15 protein-coding genes and 1 pseudogene are annotated in these 16,863 nt (G+C 68.9%); 7 read left to right on the plus strand and 9 right to left on the minus strand.

The genetic code is table 11. The features are described from left to right. Positions 1 to 12: 12 nt before the first annotated feature. On the minus strand, positions 13 to 162 hold the full coding sequence (locus tag NVU01S_RS42680; RefSeq protein ID WP_082032389.1) for a DUF397 domain-containing protein: 150 nt from the start codon (positions 160 to 162) through the stop codon (positions 13 to 15). A 62-nt stretch (positions 163 to 224) separates the two neighbouring features. On the opposite strand from NVU01S_RS42680, the gene NVU01S_RS29325 reads away from it, so the two are divergent. Then, complete coding sequence (locus NVU01S_RS29325) at positions 225 to 764, plus strand: TetR/AcrR family transcriptional regulator (protein WP_280140884.1); 540 nt, start codon at positions 225 to 227, stop codon at positions 762 to 764. 36 nt (positions 765 to 800) lie between these two features. Here the strand turns inward: NVU01S_RS29325 and NVU01S_RS29330 are convergent, their stop codons facing one another. Together NVU01S_RS29330 and NVU01S_RS29335 are read right to left on the minus strand one after the other, a co-directional pair. Further along, complete coding sequence (locus NVU01S_RS29330) at positions 801 to 1,715, minus strand: integrase core domain-containing protein (RefSeq protein WP_052281277.1); 915 nt, start codon at positions 1,713 to 1,715, stop codon at positions 801 to 803. Between the two features lie 14 nt (positions 1,716 to 1,729). Beyond that, positions 1,730 to 2,068, minus strand: coding sequence for a helix-turn-helix domain-containing protein (locus NVU01S_RS29335; protein ID WP_052281278.1), 339 nt, complete (start codon positions 2,066 to 2,068; stop codon positions 1,730 to 1,732). A gap of 116 nt (positions 2,069 to 2,184) precedes the next feature. On the opposite strand from NVU01S_RS29335, the gene NVU01S_RS29340 reads away from it, so the two are divergent. Both NVU01S_RS29340 and NVU01S_RS29345 read left to right on the plus strand, forming a co-directional pair. Further along, a complete protein-coding gene (locus NVU01S_RS29340; protein WP_042262643.1) occupies positions 2,185 to 2,811 on the plus strand; it encodes an alpha-ketoglutarate-dependent dioxygenase AlkB in 627 nt (208 codons plus the stop codon). 61 nt (positions 2,812 to 2,872) lie between these two features. After that, on the plus strand, positions 2,873 to 3,322 hold the full coding sequence (locus NVU01S_RS29345; RefSeq protein ID WP_043680208.1) for an SgcJ/EcaC family oxidoreductase: 450 nt from the start codon (positions 2,873 to 2,875) through the stop codon (positions 3,320 to 3,322). Here the strand turns inward: NVU01S_RS29345 and NVU01S_RS29350 are convergent. Next, on the minus strand, positions 3,303 to 3,983 hold the full coding sequence (locus NVU01S_RS29350) for a DUF4386 family protein (RefSeq protein ID WP_043680246.1): 681 nt from the start codon (positions 3,981 to 3,983) through the stop codon (positions 3,303 to 3,305). The genes NVU01S_RS29345 and NVU01S_RS29350 overlap by 20 nt on opposite strands. A 55-nt stretch (positions 3,984 to 4,038) precedes the next feature. Here NVU01S_RS29350 and NVU01S_RS29355 point away from each other — a divergent pair, with 55 nt between their 5' ends. Further along, a complete protein-coding gene (locus NVU01S_RS29355) occupies positions 4,039 to 4,662 on the plus strand; it encodes a PadR family transcriptional regulator (protein ID WP_244467506.1) in 624 nt (207 codons plus the stop codon). Positions 4,663 to 4,680: 18 nt separating this feature from the next. Here the strand turns inward: NVU01S_RS29355 and NVU01S_RS29360 are convergent, their stop codons facing one another. Then, complete coding sequence (locus NVU01S_RS29360) at positions 4,681 to 5,529, minus strand: hypothetical protein (RefSeq protein WP_156161918.1); 849 nt, start codon at positions 5,527 to 5,529, stop codon at positions 4,681 to 4,683. A 111-nt stretch (positions 5,530 to 5,640) separates the two neighbouring features. Here NVU01S_RS29360 and NVU01S_RS29365 point away from each other — a divergent pair, with 111 nt between their 5' ends. Then, complete coding sequence (locus NVU01S_RS29365; RefSeq protein ID WP_043680214.1) at positions 5,641 to 6,354, plus strand: HD domain-containing protein; 714 nt, start codon at positions 5,641 to 5,643, stop codon at positions 6,352 to 6,354. A 62-nt stretch (positions 6,355 to 6,416) separates the two neighbouring features. Then, positions 6,417 to 7,232, plus strand: coding sequence for a CPBP family intramembrane glutamic endopeptidase (locus tag NVU01S_RS29370; protein ID WP_043680216.1), 816 nt, complete (start codon positions 6,417 to 6,419; stop codon positions 7,230 to 7,232). 21 nt (positions 7,233 to 7,253) lie between these two features. Here NVU01S_RS29370 and NVU01S_RS29375 read toward each other — a convergent pair whose 3' ends face one another. Then, on the minus strand, positions 7,254 to 7,829 hold the full coding sequence (locus NVU01S_RS29375; RefSeq protein WP_043680254.1) for a TetR/AcrR family transcriptional regulator: 576 nt from the start codon (positions 7,827 to 7,829) through the stop codon (positions 7,254 to 7,256). 82 nt (positions 7,830 to 7,911) lie between these two features. Between NVU01S_RS29375 and NVU01S_RS29380 the strand changes: the two genes are divergently transcribed. Next, complete coding sequence (locus NVU01S_RS29380) at positions 7,912 to 8,883, plus strand: quinone oxidoreductase family protein (protein WP_244467507.1); 972 nt, start codon at positions 7,912 to 7,914, stop codon at positions 8,881 to 8,883. Positions 8,884 to 9,177: 294 nt separating this feature from the next. Here the strand turns inward: NVU01S_RS29380 and NVU01S_RS29385 are convergent. The 3 genes and pseudogenes from NVU01S_RS29385 to NVU01S_RS29395 form a co-directional block, all read right to left on the minus strand. Further along, positions 9,178 to 10,406, minus strand: a pseudogene (locus NVU01S_RS29385) (FAD-dependent oxidoreductase). A 98-nt stretch (positions 10,407 to 10,504) separates the two neighbouring features. Further along, entirely contained in the window at positions 10,505 to 11,053 is a 549-nt protein-coding gene (locus tag NVU01S_RS29390) for a DUF4334 domain-containing protein (protein WP_043680218.1), read from the minus strand. A gap of 78 nt (positions 11,054 to 11,131) precedes the next feature. Further along, complete coding sequence (locus NVU01S_RS29395; RefSeq protein WP_043680223.1) at positions 11,132 to 16,861, minus strand: WD40 domain-containing protein; 5,730 nt, start codon at positions 16,859 to 16,861, stop codon at positions 11,132 to 11,134. Positions 16,862 to 16,863: the final 2 nt, after the last annotated feature.

Consider the following 16,863-nt stretch of genomic DNA (forward strand, 5'->3'; position numbering starts at 1 on the left):
TCGCAAACAGCTTCAGTTCTGGAGGGGCACGAATCGTCCGGTGCGCGCGGCGTCGAGGAAGGCGGCCCATTCCCCACGGGTGAACCGCAGGACGGGGGCGTCGTCGTCGCCATGGGTGTCGAAGACCGCGATCGTGCCATCACCCAGCGGCGCGTAGGCCACGCAGTTGCCGTCGTCGTGAGCGCAAAAAGGCCGCCAACCGCCAAGCTCTGGCCGACGCGGCGCTGCGGCTGTTTCTGGAGCGCGGCTACGACGCGGTCGGTGTCCGTGAGATCGCCGATGCCGCCGACGTCTCGGTGGCCACGCTGTTCAAGCACTTCCCCGGCGGCAAGGAAGCGCTGGTCTTCGATCAGGACGCCGGGCGCGAGGCAGCGCTCGTCGCCGCCGTCCGCGAACGCCCCACCGGCCAGTCCATCCCCCAGGCACTACGTGAGCTCCTGCGCGACGAACCCTCTCGACAGGTTCGCGAAGACCCGCGCTTCGCCGACTTCCGCCGCCTGATCGACACCACGCCCGCATTGCGCGAATACGCCCGCCGCATGTGGCTACGCCACGAAAACACCCTGGCCACAGCGATCGCCACCGACAGCGGACTACCCGAGAACGACCCCGCCTGCCATGCCTTGGCCCACTTCACCCTCGAGGCCGTCACCCTTGTCTACGGACGAGACGACGCCGAATCCGCACTCGACCGGATCTTCACCCTCCTCGACACCGGATGGACCGCCACCACGACCGCCCCCGCACCCCACGGCGACACCTGACCGCCAAACATCCGCTACGCCGCATGGAGCGCGCTCTCAGTCGGTTTGATGCTGGAGGTAGGCGAACTTGGGTGTCCGGTCTCCGAGTGCTTGATGCGGTCGGAGAGTGTTGTAGATGACGCGGAAGCGGTGGACTTCCATGTCTAGGGCGTCACCGTCGGCAATGACACCGCGATACAGATGCTCGTATTTCAAGGTGCCGAAGAACCGTTCGATCACCCCGTTGGTCTGCGGCGAGCGAACCCTGGTCCGCACGTGCCGCAGCAAAGGATCGGTGCCGAGGAAGGCCGTCTTGAAGACCTCGCCGCGGAAACACGAGCCGTTGTCGGAGACCACCGCGATCGGCGCCGGTGCCATACCGACCGGCTCGCCGTCGGGTCCGAGGACCTCGGCAAGGCCCCGGTCGACACGCAGGTCGTCCAGACCCAGGACGTGTTCGGATTCGGCGACGGCGAGCTGAAGACATTTGAGCGCGTCGTGGCCGCGGGCGGTCGTGGTCACGGTAATGGCGAGGCAGTATTTGGTGACGTAGTCGATGACCGCGCAGATCCTCCAGATCCCGCCCCCGCTGGTTTCGAACTCGCTGAAATCGGTCTGCCACACAGTATTACGCCGCGTCGGTGGCTCCCGGAAAACCTTGCGCCGCAACGCTGCCCACGACTTCCGATCCGCGCGAAACCCGCGCGGCAACAACAACCGGCGACGGCGCAGTGCCCGCTCGACCGCCGAGGTCGACACCTCGTAACCGTCGGCACGCATCAATGCCGCGATCTTGCGGTGCCCCCACGCCGGCCACGCCTCGGCGTACTCCACCGCGATCGGCTCGAACCGATCGAGCTGCGGTGATGGCCACGGTCCGCGATGCGGCTCACCGGCACGGTGCCGGGCCAGGCGTCGGCGGTAGGTACGTTCCGGGATTCCGGCCAGTGGGGCGAACCTCGAAACCGGCAATCGTTGTGCCGCTCTCAGGGCTTCGAGGTCGGTGAAGGGACACGCTCGACACCGCCGTGCCGATGGATCCGCAGCTGCACCGTGGCCTCGGCGAGGGCAAGTTTGAGCTGTTCGTTCTCGATCCGCAACCGTCGCTCTTCCGCTCCGCCGCGAGCACCAGCCGGCCCACTCGGGCGCGGCTCGAGAGCTTTCGCACCTGCCTCGAGGAAGGCTTGCTTCCATTTCGATACCGCGACCGCGCTCACGCCCCGCCGCCGCGCGGCTTCGGACACGCTCATCTCACCTCTGAACACCGATAGCACGATCCGCAGTTTGTCCTCGACCGGGATCCTCGACTTCGCCGACCGTGACATCGCGGTTCCTCCTGGCTCATGGGCCAGGACCTAAACCTGGCGACCCTGCCAAGAATTTTGACGCACCAGACAGAAACCGCTAGCACATATGTTCGAGCAAAGGTACTGTCGGCACCATGTCGACACCGTTGCAGGGATCACTGCTCGACGGGTTCGGTGACACCGAATTCGGGTCGCTGCGGCATGCGCGCCGCACGACGTTGGACCACGGCGCCTGGGTGGACGTGCTGCCCGGCTGGCTGTCCGGCGCCGACGCGCTGTTCGAGCGGCTGGTCGACGACGTGCCGTGGAAGGCCGAGCGCCGGCCGATGTACGACCGCGTCGTCGACGTCCCCCGCCTGCTCAAGTTCTACGAGGAACACGAACCACTCCCCGATCCGGCCCTGGCCGACGCGCGCCAGGCCCTCACCGAGCACTATCACCGGGAACTCGGCGAGCCGTTCCGCACGGCCGGGCTCTGCTACTACCGCGACGGCCAGGACAGCGTCGCCTGGCACGGCGATACTTTCGGCCGCGGCGCCACCCACGACACCATGGTCGCGATCGTCTCCGTCGGCGCGCCCCGCGCGCTGCTGCTGCGCCCCCGCGGCGGCGGCGAAAGCCTGCGCTATCAGGTGGGTCATGGCGATCTGCTCGTGATGGGCGGCTCCTGCCAGCGCACCTGGGAACACGCGGTCCCCAAAACCCGGCGCTCCGCCGGCCCGCGGATCAGCATCCAGTTCCGCCCCCGCGGCGTGCGCTGACGTGTGAGCCGGACGACATGCGGTTGACCTGAACCTATATTCAGGTCGGAAGCTGATTCCCATGAACGCGAAGACTTTTGAGCCGCCGGTCCTCGGGGACGCGAGCACCGACCACAGCGCCGACATCGCCGCCATCGAGCAGATCGTCACGAATGTGGAGACCGCCTACAACACCAACGACGCCGAGTTGATGACCGCCGACTTCGCGGCGAATGCCATGGTGGCCAACGCGATGGGCGCGTTGCTGACCGGTCGCGCCGACCTGCTGGCCGCGAATCGCGCAGGCCTGGCCGGTTTCCTGCAGGACCAGTACGTCCGCTACGAGGTCACCGACATCACGTTCCTGCGCCCCGATATCGCCTTCGCGCACAAGGTCGCCCGCGCGACGAGCGCCACCGGCGCACTCATCGACACCGACCCCGCGATGATCGCGCTCTACGTGCTGGTCAAGGAGAACGGTCGCTGGTGGACCGCCGCCCGCCAGAACACGCTCATCCCGCAACCCGATTAGCCGAGGCGGCCGGGCGCGCTGCTCGCCACGCCCCGATCGCGACGACCACGGTCCACACCCAGGTGAGGATCGTGAACGGCACGACGACGGCGAATTCGACCAGCAGCGCACCGACCAGCCACCCGAGGCCCGCGACGACACCCACCCAACCGAGCCAGCCTGACAGGCGCACCGAGCGGGTGAGGACGTAGCCCGCCAGCAGGACCGCCGCGCCGAGCAGCGCCTGCGCAGTGAAGGCGATGCTGCCGAGCACGATCAGGATCGTTTCGGTCCGTTCCAGGATGGCCGCGCGGTTCGCGCCCGTGTCGAAGTACTGCTCGGCCGCGGTGGGCAGCCCGAACGCGTGCAGACTGAAGTACACCGCGAATGTCGCTGCGGCCGTGGCGAACACGAGGCCGAGCAGCTGCCGAGCCCAGACGGGTGTGCCCGCCACCCGGGCCAGCGCGGCGAAGCCGAACGCCCAGACGATCACCGCGGCGATGTTGACCAGGTGCCCGAGCCGCCAGGACGGACGCGCTCGCACATATTCGAGGGTCGCCGACGCGGACTCGATCGGCGGATTGCCGTGCAGTGCACTCGGAAGTATGTAGAGCAAAGTACCCACGAGCAGGACACCTGCCGCCCATCGCCACATCGTCTCGCCGTACCGGATATCAGTCATGTTTCCTCCCGGCACCATATTAGTCATAATATGACCAATCGGTAAAGTCGTGCCCGTGCCGACTTCCCCGCGCTCGCCCTTGAACCTGACGGTGCTGGCGTTGCTGTTCGAAGGACCGATGCACCAGTACCGGATGCGGAAGTTGATCACCGACCGCGGCAAAGGCGCGGTGGTGAACATCCGCAGCAGCAACAGCATCCAGCAGACCGTGCAGCGCCTGGAGCGCGACGGACGCATCGCGGCGGTGCAGACCGAACAGGTCGGCGGCCGCCCGGCTCGCACGGTCTACCGCCTCACCGACGCGGGACGGACAGAGCTGTTCGACGCGATGTACACCGCGCTCACCACCCCGGCGCGCGAGTACCCGCTGTTCCCCGCGGCGCTGTCGTTCCTGGCGATTCACAGTCCCGTCGAGGTCGCGCGCATGCTTCGGCAGCGGCGCACCGAACTGCAGCGAATCGTCGAGGCGCAAAAGCACGGCGCACAGGACGCCCCCGCGACCTTGCCGCCGGTGTTCCTCATCGAGAACGACTACACGATCTGGATGACGCAGGCCGAAATCGACTGGGTCGATCGGACTTTGGCCGCGTTGGACAGCGGCGAACTCGCGTGGAACACCCGGGAGCTGATCGAGCGCGCCGTTCGATACGAACACGACGCCGGCGACGGGCCCCGATAACAGCGCGCGCGGAAACCGTCAGATCGTCGCGTCGGATGGTTCGGCGAGTCGGGGTAGCCGGCTGCGGCGGTACGCGGCGGCATGGGACCAGAGGGCGCGCTCGGTTTCCTCGGTGATCGGCCCACGGTGCGCGGGGCCCAGCAGGTCGGCGCGGGCGCGCCGGGCAGCGGTGACCTGGTTGCGGTACTGACGGAAGATCTGGACCTCGCCGTTGCGGTCGGCGTCGTCGAGGTAGTGGTAATCCATGCCGTAGTAGGCATAAGTGCCCAGGGTGGCGAGCTGCTCGGCCATCTCCCGTAACTGGCCGGGCGCGCCGAAGATCGTGATCAGACCGCCGATGCGGTCGACCCGCAGCCATCCGCTCGGCCGCGGGTGGTAGTCCGACGACCGCTCGCCCCAGCTCAGCGCACGCCACGCCGCGTCGGCGGCCACCGCGCCCGCGAGGCCGAACGTCTGCCAGCGCACCGTCCCCTCGGACCGATCGCGCCACGGCAGCCGACGCCGCAGCGCGGTCGCCGCATCCCTGGTGAGCACGGTCAGCTCCGACGGCACCAGCACGATCGGATCCGAGGGCGCGCCGTCGAACGGGTTGGTATCGAGGTGCGCCGGATCGATCACGACCAGCGTGCCGGGCCTGCGCTGATACGCCAGCCCCCACAGCAGCCGGGCGAGCACCCGCGCACCCCGCCAGTCCGAGAGCACATGCCAGGTGTCGTGAAAACGGTTGGTGGCGAAGCGGAAATCGCTGCCCGGGCGCAGGGTGAGGACGGTGTACATCCGCCCGTCGAGCACCATCGTGCGCCGATGCAGTTTGAGCATGTCGTCGGTGGCCGAACCCGGTCGCGGCCGTTTGTGTTGCGCGGCCACGTACACCTCCGGTTTCTGCCTCGCGTGGTATCCAGGACACCACGACCCGACGCAGCGCGGCAACGGATTTTCGGGCGGGCGCGCGGCGCGCGACCCCGTTAGATTGACAGCATGAGCAATCCTGGGGCGGGAGTTCTGGCCGTGATGCCGCTGCACACGATCAGCGAGGTCTACGGCGAATCCGGACTGCGCGAAAGATTCCTATTGGAAATCGCGGATCTCCCGGATACCGATCGGCTCACCGCGGCGCTGGAATTGGCCGCCGCATTACATCGCGACGACCGCTACGGCCGCGAGCCGTATCTGAATCATCTACTGCGCGTGTCTATCCGGATCATCAGCCACTACAAGGTGCGCGACAGCGAGCTGGCGATCGCAGGTCTGCTGCACGATGCGGTCGAGGACCATCCGGCCGAACTCGCCGGTGACCGGCCGGGCCCGCCGGTCGCCGCGGCGCTCGCCGTCCTGGCCGAGCGATTCGGCGATCGGGTCGCCGACATCGTCGCCGCCGTCACCAATCCCGCCCCGGACCCGTCGATCGACCGGCACGTGCAATACCGCGAGCACGTTGCGGCGAATCTGGCGGACGCACCGTGGGCGCGCATCGTCAAACTCTCCGATTTCACCGACAACGGTGTCGGCATCCTCTACGCGACAGGTTCGGCGATGCACAAGCTCGCCGTCAAATACCGCCCGCTCACCGCGGTGTATCGCGATCTCGTCACCCGCGCCGACACCCCGCTGTCCGACGACGTCAAGCAGTACATCCTCGATCAGCTCGACAGCGCCGACGAACGCTTCGACGCGATCCTCGCGCGGGACTGACCGGTCGAATCCTCCGTTCGGCGGAGGCGGCGACCGGCCCGACGATGGCAGGGTTGCCGGTCATGGGGACACGGCGCATCGACAAGGTACTGCTGGCGGCGGGCGTGGCGGCGTTTCTCGCCGCGCTGCTGACGCTCATCGCGACCGGCCATACCGCGCTGCGCTATTCCGCCGACAGCGACGACACGGTGCCGTTGTGGACCGTCTGGGTGACGGTCGGCGCCGCGCTCGCCATGGCTCGGTTGGTACCGCCGAAGCAGCGGGGCGAGGGTCCGGCCGTGGATTCGCGCGTTCTCGCCCGGCAAGGCTGGTGGCTGTATGCGCTCGGCGCACTCTTCGCGATCGGCTTTTACCTCTCGGGCGGGGACGACCTGTGGTTCCTCGGGCTGAAATGCACACTGCTGCTTGCGATTCCCTTGCTGCTGCGGCTGGTGTCCTGGCGCGAGTGGTACCGCATCGGCACCCGGGGCCGCTGGCTGCGGCCCGCCCCCGCCGTGCTGACCTTCCTCGTGCTGGTCACCGTGTTCCATCCGAGCTTCACCGGCACGCCGCCGCCGATCGTGCTCGTCGTTTTCCTCTTCGTGCTGAACGCCGTGCTGGAGGAGATCTTCTACCGAATCTGGTTGCAGACCCGACTGGAAGCCCGGTACGGCCGCTGGCCGGCCATCCTGCTGACGTCACTGCTGTGGGCCGGATGGCATGTGGCGATCCAGGGCGGCAACGGTTTCGGCGTCGACCTCGCCACCGTGGTCGCGCGACTCGGCGCCGAGGGGTTGTTCTTCGGCTACCTCTGGTCGCGCTATCGGAATCCGTGGCTGCTGTTCGTGGTGCACGGCGTGACCAACGCGTCGGTGGGCATGCTCGCCGCGATGCTCTGAAAACACAGCATGTTTCGGGAATCAGACGGGGCGTAGCACCGATTCGACCAGTTCGCGCACCGCGTCCAGCAGCCGCTCGGTCTCACCCGCCCGGATCATCGCCTGCACCAGTTCGCCGCCGATCGCCGCCAGCAGTAACCGCCCGACCGTTTCGGCGTCGAGATCGGGCCGGGCCGCGCGCAGCAGCGCGGTGATGTGGTTGTCCCAGAACGCATGGAACTCGCCGGTGCGCGGATGCGGCGGCACCGTGCGGTAGGCCACCATGAGCTCCGAGTTCGCGATCACCAGCCGGGTCATCGCGTCGAAGTACGCGAGCAGCCGCTCTGCGGCGGGCGCGCCCGGCCCGAGCGGTGGCGGGCCGGTGGCGATCGCGTCCATCAGGGTGAGCGCGCTTTCGGCGACCATCTCGTGCAGCAGGCCGGCGCGGTTACCGAAGCGATGGAAGATGGTGCCCTTACCCACCCCGGCCGCGGCGGCGACCCGGTCCATGGTGATCGCCTCGGCGCCGTGCTCGGCGAGCAACGCGCTGGTCGCGTCGAGAATCGCCCGGCGATTGCGTGCCGCGTCGGCCCGTTCCTTCGGACGCTCGTCGGTCATCACACCCACTTTCGTTGACAACTTGACCGTCGGTCCATATCGTTGCCGATACAACTGGACCGATAGTCAACTTATGGAGTTCATGATGCAGGCAATCGTAATGACGGCGACCGGCGGACCCGAGGTCCTGGTCGCCACGCAGGTGCCGGTGCCGACCGCGGGTGCGGGCGAGGTGGTCGTCCGCGCCGAGGCGATCCCGGTCCTGTTCCCCGAGACGAAACTGCGTTCCGGCGCGTTCCCGCTCGCCGTCGAACCGCCGCTGGTCTTCGGTTTCCAGGCGGCAGGCGTGGTGACCGAGGTGGGCGACGACGTCGACCCGGCACTGCTCGGTCGCCGAGTTGCCTTGAGCACCAAGGGATTCGGCTCCTATGCCGAATTCGTCGGCGCGCCTGCGAGTTCGGCCGTACCCATCCCGGACGGACTGTCATCGGTGGACGCGGCGGCAGTGCTCATGAGCGGTTCGGTGGCCATTCCCCTGCTGGAAACGGCCCGGCTCACGGGCACCGAAACGGTGCTGATCGAAGCGGCCGCAACAGGAATCGGCAGCTACCTCACCCAGCTCGCCAAGGAGTACGGCGCGGCCCACATCGTCGCCACCGCGGGCGGTGCCGCCAAAGCCGAGCGGGCGCGGGCGCTCGGCGCCGACGAGGTCATCGACCACAACGATCCCGCCTGGCCGGACCGGCTGCGCGAAACCCTGGGCGGCACCACCCTCGACGTCGTGTTCGACTCCATCGGCGGCGAGACCGCCCGCGACGTGCTCGCGCTGACGACACCGCTGCATGGCCGAATGCTCAGCTACGGCTGGCTCTCCGGCGCTCCCGCCCAATTCGGCGCCGCCGACCTGATCACCACCGGACGTACGCTCATCGGCTGCGCGGGTCCCGACTGGCTCGCCCGAGTAGCCGGCTCCCGCAACACGATTCTCACGCGTGCGGCAGCAGGCGGCATCGATCCCTCGGTCGACTCGGTTCTCCCACTGGACCAGGCAGGCAAAGCGCACCAGCTGCTGGAAGACCGCACTCCGCTGGGCCGAATCATTCTGCGCCCCTGAGCGAGCGCACCCGGTCTCGCGCGGACGCCGCCGGCCCGGCCGCAGCGAGGGCGGAGCGGACAGTCTGATGTCGTGCAGACCGGGGTAGCGGCGCACGTCGGTGCGCCGATGCGCTGACCGCGCGACAGTGCCGAGCGGCGAGCGATGCGGATTTCGTGTTGTCGGGGGCTGGGGTTTGGCCCTTGCCCACCACCGAGGGCGGTACGCCGAGCTGATATCGCGCACCGGCCCGGACTCTCCGACCATCCGTTTCGAATACGTAGTCCGCCGAATGGCGAAGGTGCGCGGTCCCGTTCAGGGTCGGCGGGCGAAGGCGGGGGCGTGTTCGGGGCGGATACCGCGGGCGACCAGGTACGGCGGGATGCTGCGCACGATGGGGATGCGGCGGAAGATGCGCACAGGCAGCGGGGCGGTGGGGGTGCCGGCGATATCGATGGTGCCGGACAGGGCGGGACGGATGGCGCGGGCGTGCAGGAAGCGCTGGATGCCCTGGGTGACCGCGGTCGGCAGGGTGCGGCGGCGTTGCACCCTGGCCAGTTCACGCACGCCCGCGGTACCCGAAAGCAGCGGCGCGGCAAGAATTCTCGCGGCGGCGACGGCGTCCTGGACCGCGAGGTTGATGCCGACGCCCGCGACCGGGGACATGGCGTGCGCCGCATCGCCGATGCACAGCAGCCCCCGGTGTACCAGGTGGTGAGCCGATCCAGTTTCACGTCGAGCAGCTTCACCTCGTCCCAGTTGGTGAGCACGTCCACGCGATCGCGCAACCACGGCACCGCATCCGCCATCTGCCGCATGATCTCCTCGACCGGCCCGCCCCGCGCGGCGGCGTCGGTGCCTTTGGCGATGAGCGTGGCGCACTGCCAGTAGTCGCCGCGATCCAGCAGCACGGCGGCCCGGCGCGCGGTGACGATCGGGATCGCACCCGCGGGGTCGGTGTCGTTGCGCGGCAACCGGAACCACCACACGTCCATCGGCGTGGGCCAGCTGCGCGCGGGCAGATCGGCGGCGGCGCGCAGCACCGAGGAGCGCCCGTCACAGGCGACGGTGAGGTCGGCGCGGATCTCTCCCGTGGCGCCGTCGGTGGTCCGATAACCCACACCGACGACTTTGCCGTCCGACCACACCGGTGCTGTCGCTTCGGTATTCATCCGCAGCGTGAAGGTCGGCTCCTGGGCCGCGGCACGGGCCAGCAGGTCGAGCAGATCCCACTGCGGCACCATGGCGATGTATTTGTGTTTGCCGGGCAGGTTTTTCAACGAGGCGAGCGTCTGCAATCCGCCCGCGGTCGGCAGCGCGACCTGTTCGAGCTTGCGCGCGGGCAGTTTCGCGAATTCGGCGCCGAGACCCAGCTCGTCCAGCAGGTCGAGGGTGGTGGGATGCACGGTGTCGCCGCGGAAGTCGCGCAGGAAGTCCTTGTGTTTCTCCAGCACGGTCACTTCGACACCGGCCCGGGCCAGCAGCAATCCCAGCACCATGCCGGCGGGTCCACCGCCGACCACCAGACAGGTCGTGCATTCCATCGACTGCCTCCCCCTCGGTCGCCCGCGCGGATACCTCCATGCTAGTCCGTGCACGAACCGGACTGCCGCGGAACGGATCCGAGTGTCGCCCAGCCGAATTACCGGTACAGGACGAAGAAGTACGGTTCGGCCAGCCCGCGCATGTCCATCACGCCGAGCAGCGTGCGCTCGTCGACCCGCCGGAAGTGATCGATGATCGGCAGGTGGTCGTAGATCATGGCGGCACTGGTCACACCGCGGTACTCGATATCGCGCAGTCGGGCGGTGGGCTTGCTCGTGCGCAACACCGGTCGCAGCAGCGGGAGCGCGCGCCGGCCGGCCTGCACCACGCCGGCCGGTACTCGCCCGGCCAGTCCCAGCGGCACCCGCCGCGGGTCGACGGGGAAGACGGTGCCGTCGGCGGTGGCGAACAGCAGCGGATGCACCGTGTCCGCGTCGTCGAACTGCTTGCCGTACCAGCCCGACGCGACGAGCACGCCGGCGAACGGATGTCCGGTGTCGACCTCGTCGCCTTGCCAGCGTCCGACGGTGACCTCGGTGACGGGCGCGGCGGGCAGCCGGTCGAACAGTTCCCACGCCTCGGCCGAGGTGACGCGGCGGGCCCGCAGCGCAGCCAGGTCGACCGCCGGTCCATTCTTCGCAGCCATCCGGTTTCTCCTCAGCACGGCAACATTGCAAGAAATACTGTATCTATCTCTCACGACGGCTCGCCAGCCGGGCGGCGCTCAGAACGGCGCGTCCGATGGCAACCGTCCGACCTCCGGCAGATACTGATCCAGCTCCCCTGACTCGAACCGCGACATCCCGATCACCTGCCAGAACTGTCCCGCCGTATTGCCCTCGGACTTGTACCGGCCGTCGGGCGCGAGCGCGGCCCACCCCTCCGGCAGCCCCAGCAGTTCCGCCCGCACCGCGGGCGCGGCGTCGCCGGCCGGCACCGTCCACAGTATCGCGTTGCCGTCGTCGCCCCCGCTGGCCAGCAGTTGCCCGGACGGATGGAACGCCAGCGCCCAGACCCGGCGCTTGTGCCCCTCCATCGTGTGCAGATGCCGCCCGGTCGCCATGTCCCACAACCGGATCACGAGATCGTCGCCCGCGGTCGCCAGCAGGCCGGTGCGCGGATCGACGGCCGCCGACCAGAGCCGTCCGGTGTGCCGGGTCAGCTCGTGCAGGCTCACCCCGGCCTCGGCATCCCAGATCCGCGCCGTCGTGTCCCAGGAAACGCTCGCGAGCCGATCTCCCTGGAAGGCAACGGCATACACGCGATCGCCGTGACCGTGCAGCTCGCGCAGCAGTCTGCCGGAGTCGACATCCCACAGCCGCACCACGGAGTCGTCACAGCCGGTGGCCATCAGCGAGCCGTCGGCGTTGAAGGCGATCGACCGCACCCGCCCGCGATGCTCGCCGCACACCATGTGCAGCGCGCCGGTGGTCCGCGTCCAGATGATCACCGTGTCATCGTCGTTCGCGGTGGCCACGTACTGATCGGTGGGATCGAACGCGATCGCCCACACCGGCGCGGCCTCGATATTGATGTGCCGCTGGAAATCCCCGGTGTCCAGATTCAGCAGGCTCAGCCTGCCGTCGTTACCGACCAGGCCGAGCTGCTGCGGTTGCTTCCCGCTGAACAGCGCGGTTTCGAAGGTGAGCAGTCGGTCCTCGCTGCCGACCACCCGCCGGATGAGCCTGCCGGTCACCGGATCCCACAGCCGGACCACGCCGTCGTTACCGCCCGCCGCCAGGATCGTGCCGTCCGCGTTGAAGGTGACCGATTTGACCTGCCTGCCGTGGCCGGTGAGCACGTGGCGGCACACACCGGTCGCGGGATCCCAGAGCCGGGTGGTGAATTGGTCGTCGGTGACGGCGAGCTGCGCGCCGTCCGGCCGGAACGCGAACGGCCAGATGGAACCGGCGTGCGCGGTGATCCGATGCCGCAGTTCGCCGGTCACGCTGTCGCGCAGGCAGAGCAGGCCCGCGCTGTCACCGGAGGCGAGCACCTCGCCCGCCGGATCGAAGGCGAGCCAGTAGATCGCCGCATTGTGTTCGGGGGGCACGTATTTCGCCACACCCGCGTCCACGTCCCAGACGCGCAATCCGCCGTTGGTATCGCCGCTGGCCAGCAGCGGCAGGCGCGGATGGAAGGCCAGCGTGTAGACCCGGCCGTCGTGACCGGGCAAGGTGCGAATCAAGGTGCAGCGCACCGGATCCCACAGCGCGACGGTGCCGTGTGCGCCGCCGACCGCGAGGACGTCACCGGCGGGGTTGAACGCGATCCGGAAGACCGAGCCCGTTTCGCCGACGAATTCGCCACGCTGCGTACCGGTCTCGACATCCCAGAGCCGGACCACCCCGTCGCGATACGCGGCGGCGAGCACGCCCTCGTGAAAAGCCAAGCTGTAGATCAGTTCCCGGCGGCCCTCGGGCGCGCACTCGTGCAGCAGGTCGCCGCTGGGCAGCGACCAGAGCCGCAGCAGGCCCTGTGCGTCGCCGGTGGCGAGCAGGCTGCCCGCGCGGTTCAGCTCGACCGGCCACGGCCATTCGCTGTGCCCGTGCAGGATGCGGCGCGACTCGCCGGTGACCGCGTCCCAGATGCCGACCGCGCCGTCGGCCGCGCCGCTGATCAGCACCGTGTCGGTGAACGCCACCGCGAACGAACGATTCCGATGGCCCTGCAGCGTGCGCAGCGGCAGGCCGGTCTCGGTATCGCAGATCAGCACGCCGCCGTCGTCGCTGCCGATGGCCAGCGTGCCGCCATCCGGGCTGTAGGCCAACGGTTTCGGCAGTCGGCCGTGCCGGGCGTGGAAGCCGTGCCGCACGCCGATCGCAGCGGGGGCGAATTCGGTCCGCGCGACCGACCCGGGCACCCACGCCGCACCGTGCAGATCGGTCCCCGCGGGGGTGCCGATCACATCCAGCAGCGCGGCGCGATTCCAGCGGCTGTCCGGCGCGCGGGTTCCGGTCAGATCGGTGCGGGCCAAGCGCGCCCTGGTGAAGTCGGCGCCGGTCAGGTCCGCGCCGACCAGGCTCGCCTCGTCCAGTCGCGCGCCGACCAGGCGGGCGCCGCGGAGCACGGCCCGGTCCAGATTCACCCCGACCAACCGGGCCCCGGTCAGGTCCGCGTCGGTCAGATCGACCTGTTGCATATCGCGATACGACAGATCCTCGCCGGCCAGCACCGCGCCGCGCAGATCCGCCGACGGCGCGGTACGCAGCCGGGTGGTGATCCGGACCGCGTTGGTCTTGGCCACCTCGACGGCGGCCGGGTCGTCGAGCACACCGCCGGCCCAGCCGCGCGCGGCCCGGACGTCGGCGAGGTCGCAGAGGAAGTCGATGGACAGCTGCGAGAGCGGCACCTGCGAAAGCTGGGGCGGCGCAGCCACACCCGCGGCGAACTGCTCGGCGATGTGATTGGCGACCAGCCACTCGGTGACCGAGGAGTGGATGAACCCGAACAGGTTGTCCTCGGTGCGCACCAGCAGGCTACCGGAACCGATGGCGTGTGCGGACTGCTGCACCGACATCCGGTTCGAGCCGGTCATCTCCACCAAACTCTGCGCCACCTCGGTCAATTCGGACAGGCGCAGATACGGCTCGCCGGTCTCCCAGATGCGCAGCGCGAATGCCGTGACGGCCAGCCACAATTCGTGCAGCCGCAACCCGGGTAGGGAACCCGCGGCGCTCGCCGTGCGATCGGTCTCGTAGGCCAACCAGGATTCGAGGATCTCCCGATACAGCCCGGCCGCGCCCACGGTCTGTTGAGCGCCCGCGGCCGCCCGCAGGCGGCGCTCGTCCAGGTCGGCGATGAAACTGAGCATGCGCGGGTTCTGCGCCAGACCGAGCAGATCCTGGATGCCGGTGATCAGCCGCATCCTGGCGTCGGCCCGGGCCACGTCGCCGCCGTACCGGTTGGCGAGGAAGGCATGCACCTGCGCGGGCGCGAAATCCTCGACGGACAGGATGTGGCGATCCTGCAGCAGCCCGACCCGCTCCCCCAGCGCGGTCAGCACCTGGGCGCGCGAGGCGAAGTGCTGAGTACGGCTCGCCACAATGATTTTCGCCTTGCCGACCGCGGCTTGCAGCAGCGTTTCCAGATGGTCGGTGGCGAACTCGTAGCTGATCCGGGTGACGAGTTCGTCGAAGCCGTCGAACAGCAGCACCACCCGGCCCTCCCGCAGCATGTAGCGCAAGGCCTTCAGGTCGATCCGCTCTTCGCCATGGTTGGCCAGGTGCGCGGCGACCAGTCCGTCCACCGAATGGGTCTTGTCCAGATGCCGCAGTTCGATCAGGATCGGGATCAGCGCGGGCATGGTCTCGGTGATCCGCCGCGCCACCTCGTGCAGCGCGAAGGTCTTGCCGCGCCCGAAATCGCCGAGTACCAGCACGAATCGGCCGTGATCGGCGGCGACCAGGCGCAGCAGCTCGGCCACCAGGTCGTCCTGGACCACCTGATCGCCGTGCTCGAGCATCCGGAACCGCTGCGGCACATAGAGCTCCGGCGGATAGCGGCGGTCCGTGCGCAACCGCTCCACCTGCTTGACCAGGTAGTCGTCCAGATCGAGCAGACCCTGGAATTCGGTGAAACTGCGCACCCGCAGGCCGTGACTGGCGGCCTCGTCGCGCAGCGAACGTGGCGGTGGCGCACCGCGATACACCAGTTCGGAGCCGTATTCCGGGTCGTGGCCGAGGAAGTCCTCGATCACCTGCCTGGTCATGTCGCCGACGTGCGCGCCGATCCGCCACTGGGCGATCACCTCGTCCCGCTGATGGGTGATGATCAGATGCGGCGGTTCGGATTCGACGCGCCGGATCTTCGCGTCCGGATACCGGGTTTCGCAGACCTCGGCCAGCCGCTCGAGCAACCGGCCGTGCGGGTCGATCACCGTCGGGGCTTCCGGCGCGGTGTCCACCGGCTCGTCGGGACCGGTCAGTTCGGGCAGGGCGTGCGGGGACAGCGCCGCGACGGCATTCGGCCAGGGCAGTGCGAGGCGAGCGGTCGGCGCGCCCGGGTCCTCCGCGGTCGCGCTGTAGCGGGCCAGCCCCTCGGCGGTCAGGTGGATGATCTCGTCCCGGCCCGGCGCGGCGGCGGGGATCACGGGCAGCCTGCCGTCCAGCCGATCCAGATGTGGCCCACCGGGTCCCGGGCCGTGCAGCAGCAGGTTCAGCCGCCCGCCGAGCAGCCGCGACAGCGTGTCGACGTCGCGCAGCAGTGCCGGATCGCGCGGCGACGCCGCCGTGCCCGGCAACGGGTCGTGCCGGACCACCCCGAGCCGCAGCCAACCGTTCTCCTCGAACGGTCGCAGCCGCTCGGCGAACCACGCGGCCTGCGGTTCGCCGATCCGGCCGTAATCGTCGTCGGGCAGATGGGTCGCGGCCATGGTGGAGTTCAAACCCGCGACCACCACTCGCAATTCGGGGATCGGGAACAGCGTCCACGGCTGCCCGACATCGAAGACCAGATGATCCAGGCCCTGGTACAGCTCGCTGAACAGGCGCGCGTACTGCTCCAGCTTCGGGAAGTACGGCGGCTGCGGTTTCCGGTCGCGCGCTTCACAATTCAGGAAGTAGGCATGGCACGCGATCTTGGACACGTCGTGGTTGCCCGGCACCACGACCAACCGGTCCGGCTCGAGGCCGAGCAGCACGCGCAGGCCGGTCAGGAAGGTCAGCGCCTCGTCGACCTCACGCGGCTTGCCGGATTCGGTGAGATCGCCGGTCACCACGATCAGATCCGGTTTCGGCACACCGCGATCGATCGACTGGGTGACATTCGACCAGATCCGGGCCTGGAGTTCGCGCGCCGTGCTCGGTTCGTCCGGCGCGAGCAGACCCCGGCCGAAACGCGGACCCGCGACATGCAGCACGCTGACTCCGGTGCGCGGTTCGGCATGCGGCGTGCCGCCCGGAAAAGCCGGGGCCGCAACGGGTGTGCGCCGGCTCGTCGGCGACGCGACCGGGCCGGACTCCTCCTCGTCGGCGTAGCGGTCCGGTTGCGTCGCCCCCAGTTCGTTCGGGAAGCCCGGTGCGGTCGCCGGTTTCGCCCGGCCCGCGAGCAGATGCCGCACCCGCTCCAGCAGAATGCGGCGCGCCTCGTCTGCGGCCGCGACTGGCACCAGGTCGATGTAGGTGAGGGTGGCCAGCAGCCCCTCCAACTGACAGTCGGCGATCCGGACCGGCATCAGCTTGCCCGGATCGGTGCGGAACGCGGCCTGCCATTCCATTGTCCCGTAACGGGATTGGAGATAGTTGTCGGAGAGCACAAGCAGTACGACCGCCGAATCGCGTACGCCGCGGTCCATGAAGTCGATGAAGTTGGTGCCCGGCACGAAATCCCAGGCCTGGATCAGGGTGCGGAAACCGGCACTCTCCAACTGCCAGGCCAGCCAGGTGGCCCACCGCTCGTCCGCCGGGGAATAGCTGATGAATACGTCCCGCGCTCGCCCACCCTGCTGTGTCACGC

The sequence above is a fragment of the Nocardia vulneris genome, from assembly GCF_001613425.1.
Lineage (GTDB): Bacteria > Actinomycetota > Actinomycetes > Mycobacteriales > Mycobacteriaceae > Nocardia > Nocardia vulneris.

Excerpts from the sequence above, each read along its gene's own strand:
- NVU01S_RS29370 (WP_043680216.1), top strand. The coding sequence starts at position 6,417 with ATGGGGACACGGCGCATCGACAAGGTACTGCTGGCGGCGGGCGTGGCG.
- NVU01S_RS29345 (WP_043680208.1), top strand. The coding sequence starts at position 2,873 with ATGAACGCGAAGACTTTTGAGCCGCCGGTCCTCGGGGACGCGAGCACC.
- NVU01S_RS29350 (WP_043680246.1), bottom strand. The coding sequence starts at position 3,983 with ATGACTGATATCCGGTACGGCGAGACGATGTGGCGATGGGCGGCAGGT.
- NVU01S_RS29375 (WP_043680254.1), bottom strand. The coding sequence starts at position 7,829 with ATGACCGACGAGCGTCCGAAGGAACGGGCCGACGCGGCACGCAATCGC.
- NVU01S_RS29335 (WP_052281278.1), bottom strand. The coding sequence starts at position 2,068 with ATGTCACGGTCGGCGAAGTCGAGGATCCCGGTCGAGGACAAACTGCGG.
- NVU01S_RS29390 (WP_043680218.1), bottom strand. The coding sequence starts at position 11,053 with ATGGCTGCGAAGAATGGACCGGCGGTCGACCTGGCTGCGCTGCGGGCC.
- NVU01S_RS29365 (WP_043680214.1), top strand. The coding sequence starts at position 5,641 with ATGAGCAATCCTGGGGCGGGAGTTCTGGCCGTGATGCCGCTGCACACG.
- NVU01S_RS29380 (WP_244467507.1), top strand. The coding sequence starts at position 7,912 with ATGATGCAGGCAATCGTAATGACGGCGACCGGCGGACCCGAGGTCCTG.
- NVU01S_RS29340 (WP_042262643.1), top strand. The coding sequence starts at position 2,185 with ATGTCGACACCGTTGCAGGGATCACTGCTCGACGGGTTCGGTGACACC.